Consider the following 15,090-nt stretch of genomic DNA (forward strand, 5'->3'; position numbering starts at 1 on the left):
CGCCTGCGTCGCCCCGGCCGGCGCGACGAGCGCGTACACGACAGGAAGACCGCGCCGCCCTCCCCGACGTACTCACATGTGTACGGCTTGGTCGCCCGCCGACACCGCGGGCGGACGCCCAGGCCGGTAGAGGACCAGTGTCACGACGAACCCGACGGCGAAGAACAGCGCCGACCACCAGTACGCCGTCGAGTAACTGCGCATCGCGGCCTCGGCCTGCACCGACGGCGTGGACTGCTTCCCCGCGAGGTAGTTGGTCGCGGCGCTCGTGGCGAGCGTGTTGAGCAGCGCCGTTCCGATCGAACCACCCACCTGCTGGCTGGTGTTGACCATCGCGGAGGCCACTCCCGCGTCGTGCGCCGCGATGCCGGACGTCGCCAGGTTCATCGCCGTCGCGAAGATCAGGCCCAAGCCGATGCCTGCGACGAGCAGCGGCGGCAGCACGTGCGCCGCGTAGCTGCTGCCGGTGCCCAGTGCGGTGAGCCAGGCCATGCCGGCCGCCGAAAGCGCCATGCCCAGCGGCACGATGGGCTTCGGGCCGAACTTCGGCACCAGGTTGTTGGTGGTGACGACCGAGGAGACGACCATGCAGGCCACCATCGGCAGGAACGCCACACCAGTGATCACCGGCGAGTAGTCCAGGATCTGCTGGAGGTAGTACGTCAGGAACAGGAAGACGCCGAACATGCCCGCACCGGAGATGAACATCGCGAGGTAGGACGCTCCCCGGTCCCGGTCCAGAACCACGCGCAGAGGCAGCAGCGGATGCTCGGCACGGGTTTCCCACACGGCGAACACGACGAGCAGCACCGCGCCCGCGACGAGGAAGCCCCAGGTCTTCCAGTCGCTCCACGCGTTGGTCTCGGCGTTCGCGAATCCGTACACGACGCAGAACAGGCCGACCGACACCAGGATCGTGCCCGGCACATCAAGCTTGGGCCGGTCCGCGGGACGGCCGCCGTGCAGCAGTCGCATTCCGCCCACGATGGCGACCAGGGCGAAGGCCAGGTTCACGTACAGGCACCAACGCCAGTCCAGGTACTCGGTGAGTACGCCGCCCAGCAGCAGTCCGACCGCGCCGCCCGCGCCCGCGATGGCACCGTAGATGCCGAACGCCTTCGCCCGTTCCCGCGGATCCTGGAACGTCGTCGTCAGCAGCGACAGTGCGGCCGGAGCCAACAGCGCACCGAAGACTCCTTGCAGGGCTCGCGCGAAGACCAACATCCCGAAGCTGGTCGCCGCACCGCCCAGGGCCGAGGCCGCGGCGAAGCCGATCAAGCCCGCGATGAAGACGGCCTTGCGGCCCAGCAGGTCGGCGACGCGCCCCCCGAGCAGCAGCAGGCTGCCGAAAGCCAGCGCGTAGGCCGTGACGATCCACTGCCGATTGCCGTCGGAGAACCCGAGGTCCTGTTGGGCGGAGGGCAGGGCGATGTTCACGATCGTCGCGTCCAGCACCACCATGAGCTGGGCGATGCCGATGACGGCGAGGATCAGCCACCGGTGTTCGTGCCGGCCACCGCCCGCGTACGGCACGGCGCCGCTGGGCGGGGCGGCGCTCTCGGCGGCCCCGGTGGGTTCGGCGGCCCCGGCGGCAGAATCGGGCGAGCGCTCCATGACGGCCTCCAGTCACCCTGGTCAAGCCCCCTGGTCAACCACCCCGGTCACCACGCTAAACGCCCGCATGACGAACGGCGACCCAGGGAGAACAGCACCGCACCCGCTTTCGTCGGGCGGAACCGGCCGGCTCGGGGCTCCACTGCGCCGGGGCCTGATTCCGGCGTGATGGAGTCGGGCAGGTTGAGGCGGCCGACGGGCGATGCGGGTGTCGAAACGAACGGCTATTCGCAGCGGTGATGGGACCGCCTGCCTAGGATGCCGCGAATGACGATCTCTTGCGACGTGACCGGCGACGGCCCCGCCCTGGTGCTGCTCCACTCCGGAGTGTGCGACCGGCGGATGTGGGACGCGCAGCGGCCGGACCTGGTCGACGCCGGATTCCGGGTGGTGCGCTGCGACTTCCGCGGATTCGGACAGACGCCTCCCGCCGACCGCCCCTACAGCAACGCCGATGACGTGCTGACGCTGCTGGACTCCCTCGGCATCGAGCGGGCGGCGCTGGTCGGTGCTTCGTACGGAGGGCAGGTCGCCCTGGAGGTCGCGGCGCTGCGGCCCGGACTCGTGGAGCGCCTGGTTCTGGTGTGCTCCGCTCTCCCCGGCCACGAACCCTCCGACGAGCTGGAAGCATTGGACGAGCGCGAGAACGCGCTGCTGGACGCGGGGGACGTCGCCGGGGCGGTGGAGCTGATGGTCGACACCTGGCTCGGTCCCGATGCCGACCAGTCCGCACGGGCCGCCGTCCGCGAGATGCAACGGCTGGCCTTCGACGTCCAGCTCGCCGCCGATGACGTCGATTCGCTGGAGGCCGAGGTCGAAGTCGATCTGACGGAGGTACGCGCGCCCTGCCTCGCGCTGTCGGGACGCCACGACCTGGCGGACTTCCGGGAGATCGCAGCTCAGCTGCCCGCCGTCCTCGCGGACGCCCGCCATGTGGAGCTGCCCTGGGCGGGCCATCTGCCCAGCCTGGAGCGGCCTTCGGAGTTCACCGCGCTGCTTGTCGACTGGCTGCGCGGAGCCGCCCGCTGACCACCCTGGGCGAGCGGAGTGTACGGAGCGCTCCCCCGCCACAAGCATGCGGCGATGCGGCTGTGCCCGGCTCCCGGTCCGGCGCGTCGGAGCCCTGCCCGGGTGCCGGGTGCCGGGTGTCAGGTCTTGCTGGGCAGTTGCGCCGGGGGCGAGTCAACGGTCTCGGCCCGTGGTCCGCGCGTGCCGGCGTGCAGGACCTTGTTGACGTGGGCGGTGTCGAGGGCGTTTTCCCGGCGGGCGATGACGAGCGTGGCGACGCTGTTGCCCGCGAGGTTGGTCAGGGCGCGGCACTCCGACATGAACGTGTCTATGCCGAAGATGAGCAGCTGGAGCTGCCGTCGAGGCGGAACTGTGCGGTGCACGGGTCCGCGCCGGGTGACGAGGCGGCCCTCGGCTACAGCACTTCGAGGAGCTTGTCGGTGAACTCGGCGGTGGTGGCCGTGCCGCCCAGGTCACGGGTGCGCAGATCGGTCTTGGCCAGCACCGCGGCGATCGCGTCGGTGATGTCCCTGGCGGCGCGCGGTTCACCGAGGTGGTCGAGCATCATGGCCGCCGACCAGATCGCCCCCAGCGGATTGGCGATGCCCTGTCCTGCGATGTCCGGGGCCGAGCCGTGCACCGGCTCGAACATGGAGGGGAAGTCCCGCTCCGGGTTGAGGTTGGCGGAAGGGGCGATGCCGATCGATCCGGCGACCGCGGCGGCGAGGTCGCTGAGGATGTCGCCGAACAGGTTGGAGCCGACGACGACGTCGAACCGCGCGGGATCGAGGACGAACTTGGCCGCGAGGGCATCGATGTGCTCCTGGTCCCAGGCCACTTCGGGGTGGTGGGCGGAACGTTCGGCGACGAGCTGGTCCCAGAACGGCATGGTGTGCACGATGCCGTTCGACTTGGTCGCCGACGTCAGGCGGCCGCCGCGCCGGGCAGCCAGCCCGAAGGCGTAATCGAGGACCCGGGTGACCCCGGCGCGGGTGAACACGGCTTCCTGAACGGCCATTTCGTCCTCGAATCCCCGGTTGATGCGTCCACCGGCCTCGCTGTACTCGCCCTCCACGTTCTCCCGGACCACGACGAAGTCGACCTCGCCCGCCACCGCGCCGCGCACCGGACTGTCGATGCCTTCGAACACCCGGATCGGCCGCAGGTTCACGTACTGGCGGAAACCGCGCCGGATGGGAATCAGCAGCCCCCACAGCGAAACGTGATCCGGCACCCCGGGGTGGCCCACCGCTCCGAGCAGGATCGCGTCCTTGTCGCGGAGCCGGTCGATGCCGTCCTCGGGCATCATCGCGCCCTCGCTCAGGTAACGCTCGCACGACCAGTCGTCGTACCTGGTGTAGCGGAGCGTGAAGCCGTGGCGGCGGGCCAGGACGTCGAGGACCTGCTGTGCGGGCGGCAGGACTTCGGCGCCGATGCCGTCGCCGGGGATGAGGGCGATGCGGAGGTTCGTCATACCGTCGATTCCAGCAACGCGCCCGGCACCGCGTCCAAGACGCAGTTCGGATCTCCCTTATAGGCCCGGCTTATCAGTCGGCGCCGCGCGGTGAAGGCACCGGCCTGCCTCCCCGGGCTCGCCCTGCGCTTTCCCTGCCGGGGACCTACCCTGGCGCAGGGGGAATCGCCCCGAAAGGCCGGACCCGCAGATGAACGGACGTTCCCCTCTCGTCGTCCTCGGTGCCCTGGGCGGTACGGCCCTGTTCCTCACGGCCTTGCCCGCTTGCACCGCGAGCGATACCGCGAGCAAGGAAGAGCGGCCCGAGCTGGCCCGGTTCTACCAGCAGAAACTCACCTGGAGCGGCTGCGAGGGCGACGACCGGCTCGAAGGCATGGAGTGCGCGAAACTCACCGTGCCCGTCGACTACACGGACCCGAAGTCCGGCACCATCGCCGTGGCGGTCGGCCGCTACCGCAGCACCGCGGGGCCGAATGCCGCCGCAGCACCCTCCGGTTCCGCGCCACCGTCCGGCTCAACGGCCCGCATCGGCTCCCTCGTCTTCAACTTCGGTGGGCCCGGCATGTCGGGGCTCACCGGCCTCGCCGACGCCCGCGAGGACTACCGCGCCCTGCGCGCGCACTACGACCTGGTGAGCTTCGACCCGCGCGGCGTCGGCCGCAGCGCCCCCGTCAAGTGCGGCACCGCGCTCGACGGCGGAGAGGACGACACCGACCAGGGCGACGAGCTGCCCACCGACGCGGCGGGCCGCGCCGCCCTCGTCAAGGAACTCACGTCGATCGCGGCGCAGTGCGCGGCCGGGACCGGGAAGGTCCTGCCTTTCGTCGGCACGGTCAACACCTCCCGCGACATGGACGTCCTGCGCCAGGCGCTCGGCGACGACAAGCTCCACTACTTCGGCACCTCCTACGGCACCCGGCTCGGCGCCGTCTACGCCAAGCAGTTCCCCGACAGGGCCGGACGGCTGGCCCTGGACGCCGTCGACACCCTCACCGAGAACTCCCGCGCCTCCGCGCTCACCCAGGCCAGGGCGTTCCAGAAGGCCCTGGAGAGCTTCGTCGACGACTGCGCGGGCCAGGGAGAAAAGTGCCCCATCGGTGCCACCGAAGCCGCCGCCGTACGCACCGTGGACGAGACCGTCGCCCGGATCACCGAAGCCCCGGTGGAAAGCGCGGACGGCTCCCCGTTCACGGTGCGGGACCTGCGTACGGCCATCTCCAACTCCCTCTACAGCGCCGAGCTGCACCCCACGCTCGCCGAGGGCATCGCCCGCCTCCACGACAGCGAAGACCCCGCCGTGCTCGTCGAGATCAACCGGGCGTTCGCCGGCGAGGACGAGGAGGGCAACCGCGACGAGGCGGACAACAGCGACGAGGCCATTCTCGCGATCAACTGCGCCGACGACCCGGACCGGCCCGCCGACCCGGCCGCGGAGATCGCTTCCCTGGAGGAGGAGTTCACCGAAGCCTCTTCCGTCTTCGGCACGGAGATGGCCAGGGAGGCGGTCTCCTGCACCGGATGGCCCGCGGGCAGCGACTACATCCGCAAGATCGAGGACACCGGCGGCCCGAAGGTCCTCCTCATCGGCACGAAGGGCGATCCGGCTACGCCGTACCAGTGGACCGGTGAGACAGCCAAGAGGCTCGGCAACGCCGTCGTCCTCACCTACGAGGGCGAAGGCCACGGCGCGTACAGCGCGTCGACGTGCGTACGCGCCAAGACCGACGCCTACCTCATCGAGGGGAAACTCCCGGCCGACGGCACCTCGTGCCCCGCCGAAGCCCCCGAGGCCGACGCGCGGGACGCGGACGACGCCGGATGAGCCCTCTTGCCGACCGGGGCGCGGAGCACACCGGTGATTGGGCCCTGGCCGGGGTTCAGCGGGCCGCGGGTTGTCCGGCCAGGAGCTTGCGGACCAGGCCCCGCTGCCATTTGCCGCTGGTGGTGCGGGGCAGTGTTCCCGGCGGTAGCGGATGGACCTGGACGGCGGCAAGCCCCAGGCGGTCGGTGAGGACGCGGTGGATCCGCGCGGCCACGGCTTCAGGGTCGCCACCCGGGGTGACTTCCACGGCGACGGTGAGGCGGTTGTGCGTCTCGTCGGCGTAGGCCACGCAGTTCCTCCGGTGCACGCCGGGCTGTTCGCGGGCGATGTTCTCGGCGTCCTCGGGAAAGTGGTTCCGCCCGTTCACGATGATCATCTCTTTGTGTCGTCCCGTGACGAACAGGTCTCCCCCCAACTGGAGGCCGAGGTCGCCGGTGCGCAGCCAGGGTCCGTCGAACGCCTCGGCGGTCGCGGCGGGTGCCCCGTAATAGCCGCTGGTCACCGCTGGTCCGGCGATCTGGATCTCTCCCAGCCTTCCCGGCTCGCACTCGGCTCCCTCGGTGTCCACCAGTCTCAGTCGCATGCCCTGGACGGGTCGGCCGACGCTGACCAGCGCTTTCGCCTGCGGGTGTCCAGGAGGGACCACGACGGCCAGGCCGTGGTCCGCGAGATGCCCGCGGTCCAGATGAACGACACGGGGGCGGCTGCCGGGGCGGGGGAAGGCGACGGCGAGGGTCGCCTCCGCCATGCCGTAGACCGGGTACGCGGCGGTCGCGGAGAAGCCCGCGGGCGCCAGGCGCGCGGAGAGGGCGTCCATGGTGGCGGCCTGGACGGGCTCGGCTCCGTTGAAGGCCAGACGCATGTGCGACAGGTCAAGGCCTTCCAGCGCCTGTTCGGTGGCGACGGCAGCGAGCCGCAGGTACGAGAAGTCCGGGCCGGTCAGCAGGGTGGCGCGGGTCTCGGACAGGAGCCGCAGGACCCCGGCGGGCCGTCGCAGGAACTCCAGGGGCGGAACCACATGGGCCGGGCCCCCGGCGAGGAGCACGGCCAGGGGGCCGAACAGGCCCATGTCGTGGAAGTGGGGCACCCACGACACCAGGGCGTCGCGTGAGGTCATCCCCGCGGACTCGACGATCGCTCGCAGACCGGCCAGCACGGTCGAGTGCGACAGCACCACCCCCTTGGGCGCCGAGGTGCTGCCGGAGGTGAACTGGACCACAGCGAGGTCCTCGGGCGCGACCGCTGGCAGCCGGTCCGCCGGAGCGGGTCCGGCGAGTCCAGCGGGCCCGCCGGTGTCGTCCGTCCGGGTCCTGTCCGCGGGCACCAGCCTGAGGTTCGGGCGCAGTTCGCGCAGGGCGTGGGCGGTTTCGGCGCAAGCCGTGTGCACCACCAGGTGCCGCATCCGGGCGGCGTCGACCGTGGGCGCGAGCCGTTGCGCCTCGTGCTCCGGTGGCCCTGGGGAGGACGGGAGCATGCTGACCGCCGCGCCCGCGCGGACGATCCCGAACAGGCCGACGAAGACCTCGGGGGCGGTGGGCGTCAGCAGCCCGACGACCTCTCCGGGACGCACTCCGGCTGACAGCAGCCGGTGCGCGAAGCGTGCGGAGGCTTCGTCGAGGCCGTTTGCGGTCAGTTGTTCGCCGGTATGGGGAAAGAGCACTGCGGCCCGGGGGCCGAGGGCGCGCGGCAGGTCGCAGAGCGTGGTGTGGTCGGGGGTTTCCATGGTCATCCTGAAAGCCGGTCGAGCCGGGCAAGCAGCGGCTTGGCCGGGGTGACGGAGGTGCCGTTCGTGGAGACGTCGGCGATGTACGGGCCGCCGGGGGCACTGAGCCTGAACGTGCGCACCATCGTGGAGGCGATCAGTTTCGTCTCCAGTGTCCCGAGGTGGGTCCCGGGGCAGACCCGGCGTCCGGCGCCGAACGGTGTCAGCGCGAGCGGCCCGTGCCGCTCGCCGTCGAGGAAGCGTCCGGGTCTGAAGGCGCCGGGATCGGGGAACAGCCGGGCGTCCCGCTGGGTGCCGGTGACCGAGTAGAAGACCTCGCTGCCTGCCGGGGCCGTCGTGCCGCCGAGCCGGAGGTCGGTCATCGCCCTGCGCGGCAGCCAGGCCAGTGGTGGGTGCAGCCGGGCGGTCTCGGTGAAGACCGCGTCCAGCAGCGGCGCCGTGAGGGGGTCGCCGTCTTCGGTGCGTACCGCGTCCTGCTGTTGCGGGTGGCGCGCGAGCAGCCACAGCAGGCGGGCGGTGAGGTAGCCGGTGGTTTCGTATCCGGCGAGGATCAGGATGGCGAGGTTCTCGGCGATCACGTCGTCCGACGGCGGGTCGGGCAGGGCGCGCAGCCGGAGCGCGGGGCCGTCCGCCTGGTCGAAACGGTGGACGGCCCCGCGCAGAAGGCTCCGCAGCCGGCGGCTCGCGAGGCCGACACGCCGTGCCGCCTGTCTGCCGTCCGGCGTCCCGAGCTCGCGTACGGACGGCATCGGTGTCCGCAGCTCTTCGAAGAGTGCGTACAGTTCCTCGGTCTCGTCCTCGTCGATCCCGGCGAACAGCCGCGCGGCGACGTTGAAGGCGATTCGCTGGGTGAAGGCGTGCAGGTCGACCGGGGCACCGGGAGGAAGCGACCGGATGGCTCGCGCCAGCAGCGTCTCGATGGTTTCGCGGTGCTCCGCGGCCGCGGAGCGGCGCAGCAGCGGCATGAGCGCTTGGCGGTAGCTGCGGTGCCGCTCCCCGACGAGGTTGAGGACGCCGCGGCCGAACCTGCCGCCGAAGACGAGGTCCCACCCCTCGGAGTGCGACAGTTCGTCGTCCTGCGCGCTGAAAAAGCCCTCCCCCGCTTCGACGCCGGTGAGGTACAGCCGTTCGCCGGATGCCGGACAGCGCGGGCCCGCGCCGCACTCTTCGTCCGGCCCGTCCCGGGCGGCCTTCTGCTGTACGCGACCGCTCACGTGCGGGCCGCCTCGGTGACGACGATCTGTTTCACGAGATCGTTGACGGTGGGCGGGGTCATGAAGATGCGCGGGTCGACTTCCCCTTCGATGTCGAAGGCCTCTTCGACGGAGATCAGGAGTTCCACCCTGCCCACCGAGTCCACACCCAGTTCGCTTCCGAGGTGCTCGTCACCGGTGAGCGGCAGGTCGGCGAGTTCGGGCCGCAGGTCCCGCACTGCCTCCAGCAGGACCGCACGGACTTCCGTGCTGTTCATGGGTCTTCCACTCACCTTGTGCTCTCCTCCGCCCGCCTGACACCGACCACACGAATGCTACTTTAAGTGACGAAACATCGACGATTGGTGACCGAACGGAGAGAAGTGGGACACCTGGCAGGCCTCACGGCACTGGTCACGGGCGGTTCGCGGGGCATCGGCCGGTCGGTCGTGGAGCGGCTCTCCGCCGACGGAGTCCGCGTCGTCTTCGGCTACCACCAGGCCGAACAGGCCGCACAAGAGGTCGCTTCCGCCACCGGGGCCCACCCGGTCCGCGCCGACATCGCCGACGCGAAAGCGGTCGCCGCCCTGTTCGACCAGGCGGAGCGGGCAGTGGGGCCTCTCGACGTACTGGTCTCCAACGCGGCGGTCTGGCTCCCCCACTCGCGTATCGAGGAGGCGACCGAGGAGACGTACGACCGCGTGATGGCGGTCAACGCCAAGGGCACCTTCCTCACCTTGCAGCACGCCTCCACCCGGCTGCGCGACGGCGGCCGCGTGATCACGATGTCCTCCGTCGGGGTGCGCCGCCCCGCCCCGGGCAACGCCGTGTACGCCGCGAGCAAGGCCGCCGTCGAACAGTTCACCGCGGTCGCGGCCCAGGAACTGGGGCCGCGCCGCATCACCGTCAACTGCATCGCTCCGGGAGCCACCGACACCGAGCTGCTGCGCCAGTCCCTCCCGCCGCGGCTGCTCGAACGCGCCGCGCGCAACACCGTCCTCGGGCGGCTGGGCACCGGTGACGACATCGCGGGAATCGTGGCCTTCCTGGCCGGGCCCGACGCCGCCTGGATCACGGGCCAGACCATCTCCGCCACGGGCGGACTCCTGTGAGGCACCACAGAGGCCCACGAGCCCGACCTGAAGGGGGCCGGAATCCCGAGAGTCCGGTCGCTCTCTCGCCCGTACGCGATCCGGACCCGCCGCTGCGACGGGTCCGGCGCCCCGTCCTCTTACGGACGGGGCGCCGGAGGGAACTCGGCCGTGCGTACCGCTACTTCTTCTTGTGCGGCTCGCCCCGCTTGTTGGTCAGGGTCACCTTGAGCCCTTCCTTGGCGTTCTTCTGGGTGATCGCATACGGTCCGGTCACCGGGCGGGCGGGCTTGACGTAGCCCTCAGGCACGTCGGTCTCGCGCAGGTAGTACGTGCCCAGGCGCAGGTTGGAGAAGGTGCACACGCCTCGCGCGTTGGTGGCGCAGCCGGGGCCGACGCGCACGTCATGCCGACGGCCGGCGGTCTGCAGCCCCGGGGTGCCGTTGGACTCGCGCCACAGCTCGAACACCGCGCCGCGCAGAGGCGTGCCGGACTTCGCGTCCTTCTTGAGAAGTCGCAGGGAGCCCTTCGGGGCGACCGGGGCGCTCTTCGTGTTCGGCGCCGTCACCGACACGCCCTTGGCCGCGTTGGCGGCGTTGAGTACGAGCGGCCCGAACACCGGCTGTGCCGGCAGGTTGTATCCGGCCGGGGGCCGGGTCTCCTGCCAGTAGTAGCTACCGGCCGGGACGGTGCGTCGGCAGGAGCCGTCGGCTCCGGTCGTGCACGGCGCGCCCGCTCGCGTATCGGGAGTGGCGCCGGTCGTCTGCAGCCCTGTGACGCCGTTGCTCTCGGTCCACAGCTGGAAGACCGCGCCGGGCAGCGCCTTGCCGGTCTTGGAGTCCGTCTTGAGCACCCGCACCTCACCCTTGACCACCCGCAGCATGGCGTTCTCCGCCGTCAGGCTCACGCCTTGGCCGGCGTTGGCGTCCGTCAGCTCCAGCGGACCGAAGACGGCCGGATCGGGCAGCACGTACCCGTCGGGCGCCTTCGTCTCCCGCCAGTAGTAGCTGCCGGTCTCCACCGTGCGCTCGCAGGTGCCGTCAGCTCCAGTGGTGCAGGTTTCCCCGACCTGGGTGTCCGGGGTGTCGCCGGACGTCTGGAGGCCAGAAGTGCCGTTGGACTCCTTCCACAGCTCGAACACCGCACCCGCCAGCGGATTGCCGGAGTCCTTGTCCTTCTTCACCAGACGGACGGGGCCGGTGGTCGCGGCCTGCTTGGTGTTCCGTGCCGTCGTGCTCACACCCTGAGCGGCGTTGGCGTCCGTCAGCTCCAGCGGACCGAAGACAGCCGGGTCGGGCAGTACGTACCCGTCGGGCGCCTTCGTCTCCCGCCAGTAGTACTCGCCGGTGGCCACGGTGCGCTTGCACGTACCGTCCGCACCAGTGGTGCACGTCTCCCCGACCTGGGTGTCCGGGGTGTCACCGGACGTCTGCAGGCCAGAAGTACCGTTGGACTCCTTCCACAGCTCGAACACCGCACCCGCCAGCGCGTCCCCGGAATCGGCGTCCGTCTTCACCACGGTCACATCACCGGTCGTGGCAGCCTGCTTCTTGTTCTCCGCCGTCACGCTCACACCGTCAGCCGCATTGGCGTCCGTCAGCTCCAGCGGACCAAAGACAGCCGGATCGGGCAGCACATACCCGTCAGGCGCCTTGGTCTCGCGCCAGTAGTACTCGCCGGTGGCCACGGTGCGCTTGCACGTACCGTCCGCACCAGTGGTGCACGTCTCCCCAACCTGAGTGTCCGAAGTGTCACCGGACGCCTGGAGGCCAGAAGTGCCGTTGGACTCCTTCCACAGCTCGAACACCGCACCCGCCAGCGCGTCCCCGGAATCGGCGTCCGTCTTCACCACGCTCACGTCACCGGTCGTGGCAGCCTGCTTCTTGTTCTCCGCCGTCACGCTCACACCGTCAGCCGCATTGGCATCCGTCAACTCCAGCGGACCGAAGACAGCCGGATCGGGCAGCACGTACCCATCAGGAGCCTTCGTCTCCCGCCAGTAGTACTCGCCGGTGGCGACCGTACGCTCACACGCACCGGCCGCATCGGTCGTGCACGACTCCCCTACCTGGGTGTCCGGGGTGTCGCCCGATGTCTGCAGTCCTGAGGTGCTGTTGGACTCCTTCCACAGCTCGAACACCGCACCCGCCAGCGGATCCCCAGAGTCGGCGTCCTTCTTGGCCAGACGGACGGGGCCGGTGGTCGCGGCCTGCTTGGTGTTCCGTGCCGTCGTGCTCACACCCTGAGCGGCGTTGGCGTCCGTCAACTCCAGCGGACCGAAGACAGCCGGGTCGGGCAGTACGTACCCGTCGGGCGCCTTCGTCTCCCGCCAGTAGTACTCGCCGGTGGCCACGGTGCGCTTGCACGTACCGTCCGCACCAGTGGTGCACGTCTCCCCGACCTGGGTGTCCGGGGTGTCACCGGACGTCTGGAGGCCAGAAGTACCGTTGGACTCCTTCCACAGCTCGAACACCGCACCCGCCAGCGGGTCCCCGGAATCGGCGTCCGTCTTCACCACGCTCACGTCACCGGTGGCGGGCGTGGTGCCGCAGTCGGGCAGGTCGCCCTCGAAGGGGTAGTTGTGGAACTCCTGGCCGCCGCCTCCGCTGGGCGGGCTGGTGTGGGTGAGGCTGCCGGTCAGGAAGTAGCGGCCGTTGACACCGGGGAGGCTGACGGTGGTCTCGGACGACTGGTTGCCCGCAAGGACGCTGCCCTGGAACTGGCCGGTGCCCTTGAGGTCCACCGTGGTGGCGTCGGGGAAGTTCCACAGCAGGCGGCTGCGCAGTTTGTTGGTCGCGTCGGTGTCGCCGATGTCGCCGCTGTAGGTGTTGATGGTGCGGTTGGCGCCGAGGAGGTTGACCAGGACGGTGGCGTCGTCGGGGATGCCTTCGAAGACGATGCCCTCCTGGCCGCCGCTCGCGCCCATCATGTCGAAGTCGACGTTGAAGACCTGGAGCTTGGAGCTGCCGTCACCGGTGAACGTGGTCGCGCCGCCGGAGTGGACGGCGGTGCCGGTGGTGGCACGCGGAGTGCTGCCGTCGGGATAGGCGTAGCAGCGGCTCGCGGTGGTCAGGTCGTCGCGGAGTTTCGTGTACGGGGCTGCCGCGTCGGGGTCCTTGGTGACGGTGCCCACGATGGTTCCGGTGTCGGTTCCGGCCAGGCGGACCACACCGCCGTCGGCGAGCAACCGCTGGCCCGGTGCGATGGTGACGTCGCCGCCCGCGGTGAGCCAGTCTCCGCCGACCGGCGGGGTCACGCGGGAGCCGACACCCGCCTCGCCGACGTTGTAGATGCCGCTGACGCCCTCGGCCTTGGCCTGGTCGAAGTTGCCCAGGACCACGACGCGGCCTTCGGCTTCGGCGGCCTTCTCACGGACGCGGAAGTCACCGCCGACGTAGACGCTGATGCCGTTGTCGCGGTACGTGATGGCGCCGTTGTTGATGGCCGGATAGCCGCCTTCGGGGCAGTTGCCCGGGACGCAGGGCCCCAGTCCGCCCGGCAGGGGCGCCGCGGCGGCCTGGGGGGCGAGGGTGACAAGCGGTGTGCACAGGACGGTCAGCAGGCAGCCGATGGCTGCCGGTCTGCGTCCCCGGAAACGGCGTCGGGACATTTACATGACCAGCTTTCTACACCGACGGTAGTCGTCAAGGCGCAAGCTGTCACGCACGGCGATGTTCTGCCATACGGAGGACGCCAATCGGGCACATCGGCGGCCCGATGTGCTCCAGTCGGGTGGCCGTACGTTTCGCGGCGCCACTGGCACCGCCGCATGACCACGCTTCCTCCCGCAGCCCCGCAGGACGTACACCTGAACGGCCATGACCCCCGGGATTCCCGTGACGGGCAGGCCGGGCGTCAGCCGTGGTCGGCGCGCCAGCAGTCACGAAGAGCAACCCTGCGGAGCCTTTTATGTACTCTGAGTAGCAAGTTTGCCATTTTGTCCTTACATGGGAGGCAGTTCCATGCCCGCTGACCTGTTGGCTCGGAAGATCGGCCGACACTTCGACCTGTTCGACACCAACGGTGACGGGAGGATCAGTCAGGAGGACTTCGACCTGGTCGTCGCACGACTCGCGCGCGAGTTCGACCAGACGCCGCAGTCACCGAAGTACCAGGCGCTCAGCAAGGCGTACCGGGAGGTGTGGGAGGCCATGCGCGACGGCATGGACACCGACGGCGACGGTTCGATCAGCCGCGAGGAGTACGTCGCCGCGCTACGGTCGGACGCGCAGTCCGACCCCGCGTACTGGCAGCTCATCCTGCCCGCGGCCAAGGCGGTCGTGGACCTGTGCGACATCAACGGCGACGGCCGTCTCGACCAGGCCGAGCTGGCCAAGGCCCACATCGGCCTGGGCATGGTCCACGAGGACCACGAGACCGCCATGGCGCGGATCGACCACGACGGCGACGGCTACATCAGCGTGGAGGAACTCGCCGTCGCCATCGAGGAGTTCTTCCGCAGCCAGAGCGAAGACGCCTCGGGCAACTGGCTCTTCGGGAAGTACTGAGCACTTCGCCATGCCGAGCTCGACGAACTCGGCATGCGCCGCCAACCGGGGGGGGTGGCCGCTCTGCGATCCGGGAGCCGGACTATCTTCCCGTCATGGAGCCGCTGACGTTCGACTACGACACCCTGCATCTGCGCGTGGACCGAGGGGTGTTCGAACTGTTCACCACGGGAAGATCCGAACTCCGGGTGCCACTGCGGTGGCTCGGGGCACTGGTGCACTACAAGAAGCCCTCCCGGCCCGGCCAGTTGTACATCGGCACCGTGCGTGATCCCAACACCGCGCTCTACGGCACCGACCCGGCCGCCTTCTGGTACAGCACCTCGCCCGCGTTCCGCGTACCGCACGGCGACGAACCGTTGTTCCGCGCGTACTTCACCGAGGTGGCAACGCTCGCCGACCGCAGGGTGGTCTGAGACCGAAGCGGCGGGCCCGAAGGCCTTCCGGCGCCGCAGTGCCATCGGACCGTGCCGCTGCCTGTGGCGCGGCGTCCTGGCCGGAGCACCGGGAAGAGAGCGCCGGCGGAACGCATCCGCGTACCAGTCGCACTGAGAGCACCGGTCGAAGCCGAAGGTCCCGATGCGCGCGTCCGGTCCTCGCCCCGAGCACCCCGGGAGTCCGCGACCGATGAGTTTGCGGCTCCCGGCCGGTCCAAGC

Annotated in this window: 12 protein-coding genes; 5 read left to right on the top strand and 7 right to left on the bottom strand. The window is 70.2% G+C overall.

The features are described from left to right. Positions 1–72: 72 nt before the first annotated feature. On the bottom strand, positions 73–1,614 hold the full coding sequence (locus tag ACIBNE_RS23110) for an MFS transporter (protein ID WP_399274399.1): 1,542 nt from the start codon (positions 1,612–1,614) through the stop codon (positions 73–75). 267 nt (positions 1,615–1,881) lie between these two features. Here ACIBNE_RS23110 and ACIBNE_RS23115 point away from each other — a divergent pair, with 267 nt between their 5' ends. After that, positions 1,882–2,643, top strand: a complete 762-nt coding sequence (locus ACIBNE_RS23115; protein ID WP_399274401.1) for an alpha/beta fold hydrolase — start codon at positions 1,882–1,884, stop codon at positions 2,641–2,643. 119 nt (positions 2,644–2,762) lie between these two features. On the opposite strand, the gene ACIBNE_RS23120 is transcribed toward ACIBNE_RS23115, so the two are convergent. After that, positions 2,763–3,005 (bottom strand): hypothetical protein, encoded by a 243-nt coding sequence (locus ACIBNE_RS23120; RefSeq protein ID WP_399274403.1) that lies wholly within the window; start codon positions 3,003–3,005, stop codon positions 2,763–2,765. Between the two features lie 32 nt (positions 3,006–3,037). Continuing rightward, positions 3,038–4,096, bottom strand: a complete 1,059-nt coding sequence (locus tag ACIBNE_RS23125) for a tartrate dehydrogenase (protein WP_399274405.1) — start codon at positions 4,094–4,096, stop codon at positions 3,038–3,040. Positions 4,097–4,286: 190 nt separating this feature from the next. On the opposite strand from ACIBNE_RS23125, the gene ACIBNE_RS23130 reads away from it, so the two are divergent. Further along, positions 4,287–5,918 (top strand): alpha/beta hydrolase, encoded by a 1,632-nt coding sequence (locus ACIBNE_RS23130; protein WP_399274406.1) that lies wholly within the window; start codon positions 4,287–4,289, stop codon positions 5,916–5,918. A gap of 55 nt (positions 5,919–5,973) precedes the next feature. Here ACIBNE_RS23130 and ACIBNE_RS23135 read toward each other — a convergent pair whose 3' ends face one another. Genes ACIBNE_RS23135 through ACIBNE_RS23145 form a run of 3 tightly spaced genes read right to left on the bottom strand, consistent with a single transcriptional unit; the run spans position 5,974 to position 9,112 of the window. After that, positions 5,974–7,647, bottom strand: coding sequence for an AMP-binding protein (locus tag ACIBNE_RS23135; RefSeq protein ID WP_399274408.1), 1,674 nt, complete (start codon positions 7,645–7,647; stop codon positions 5,974–5,976). Then, positions 7,644–8,855, bottom strand: a complete 1,212-nt coding sequence (locus ACIBNE_RS23140) for a cytochrome P450 (protein ID WP_399274410.1) — start codon at positions 8,853–8,855, stop codon at positions 7,644–7,646. The genes ACIBNE_RS23135 and ACIBNE_RS23140 overlap by 4 nt, the downstream gene beginning before the upstream one ends. After that, a complete protein-coding gene (locus tag ACIBNE_RS23145) occupies positions 8,852–9,112 on the bottom strand; it encodes an acyl carrier protein (RefSeq protein WP_399274412.1) in 261 nt (86 codons plus the stop codon). The genes ACIBNE_RS23140 and ACIBNE_RS23145 overlap by 4 nt, the downstream gene beginning before the upstream one ends. Before the next feature lie 105 nt (positions 9,113–9,217). Between ACIBNE_RS23145 and ACIBNE_RS23150 the strand changes: the two genes are divergently transcribed. Then, on the top strand, positions 9,218–9,946 hold the full coding sequence (locus ACIBNE_RS23150; protein ID WP_399274414.1) for an SDR family oxidoreductase: 729 nt from the start codon (positions 9,218–9,220) through the stop codon (positions 9,944–9,946). A 160-nt stretch (positions 9,947–10,106) separates the two neighbouring features. Here the strand turns inward: ACIBNE_RS23150 and ACIBNE_RS23155 are convergent, their stop codons facing one another. Continuing rightward, positions 10,107–13,535 (bottom strand): SpaA isopeptide-forming pilin-related protein, encoded by a 3,429-nt coding sequence (locus ACIBNE_RS23155; protein WP_399274416.1) that lies wholly within the window; start codon positions 13,533–13,535, stop codon positions 10,107–10,109. 352 nt (positions 13,536–13,887) lie between these two features. On the opposite strand from ACIBNE_RS23155, the gene ACIBNE_RS23160 reads away from it, so the two are divergent. Together ACIBNE_RS23160 and ACIBNE_RS23165 are read left to right on the top strand one after the other, a co-directional pair. Beyond that, on the top strand, positions 13,888–14,433 hold the full coding sequence (locus ACIBNE_RS23160) for an EF-hand domain-containing protein (protein WP_399274417.1): 546 nt from the start codon (positions 13,888–13,890) through the stop codon (positions 14,431–14,433). Positions 14,434–14,528: 95 nt separating this feature from the next. After that, entirely contained in the window at positions 14,529–14,849 is a 321-nt protein-coding gene (locus tag ACIBNE_RS23165; RefSeq protein WP_399274419.1) for a hypothetical protein, read from the top strand. Positions 14,850–15,090 lie beyond the last annotated feature (241 nt).

The organism is Streptomyces sp. NPDC050504 (assembly GCF_044458065.1).
Lineage (GTDB): Bacteria > Actinomycetota > Actinomycetes > Streptomycetales > Streptomycetaceae > Streptomyces.

What these genes read in the sequence shown, in the direction of transcription:
- ACIBNE_RS23130 (WP_399274406.1), top strand. Translation starts at nt 4,287, where the DNA reads ATGAACGGACGTTCCCCTCTCGTCGTCCTCGGTGCCCTGGGCGGTACG.
- ACIBNE_RS23110 (WP_399274399.1), bottom strand. Translation starts at nt 1,614, where the DNA reads ATGGAGCGCTCGCCCGATTCTGCCGCCGGGGCCGCCGAACCCACCGGG.
- ACIBNE_RS23125 (WP_399274405.1), bottom strand. Translation starts at nt 4,096, where the DNA reads ATGACGAACCTCCGCATCGCCCTCATCCCCGGCGACGGCATCGGCGCC.
- ACIBNE_RS23135 (WP_399274408.1), bottom strand. Translation starts at nt 7,647, where the DNA reads ATGACCATGGAAACCCCCGACCACACCACGCTCTGCGACCTGCCGCGC.
- ACIBNE_RS23115 (WP_399274401.1), top strand. Translation starts at nt 1,882, where the DNA reads ATGACGATCTCTTGCGACGTGACCGGCGACGGCCCCGCCCTGGTGCTG.
- ACIBNE_RS23155 (WP_399274416.1), bottom strand. Translation starts at nt 13,535, where the DNA reads ATGTCCCGACGCCGTTTCCGGGGACGCAGACCGGCAGCCATCGGCTGC.
- ACIBNE_RS23165 (WP_399274419.1), top strand. Translation starts at nt 14,529, where the DNA reads ATGGAGCCGCTGACGTTCGACTACGACACCCTGCATCTGCGCGTGGAC.
- ACIBNE_RS23145 (WP_399274412.1), bottom strand. Translation starts at nt 9,112, where the DNA reads ATGAACAGCACGGAAGTCCGTGCGGTCCTGCTGGAGGCAGTGCGGGAC.
- ACIBNE_RS23160 (WP_399274417.1), top strand. Translation starts at nt 13,888, where the DNA reads ATGCCCGCTGACCTGTTGGCTCGGAAGATCGGCCGACACTTCGACCTG.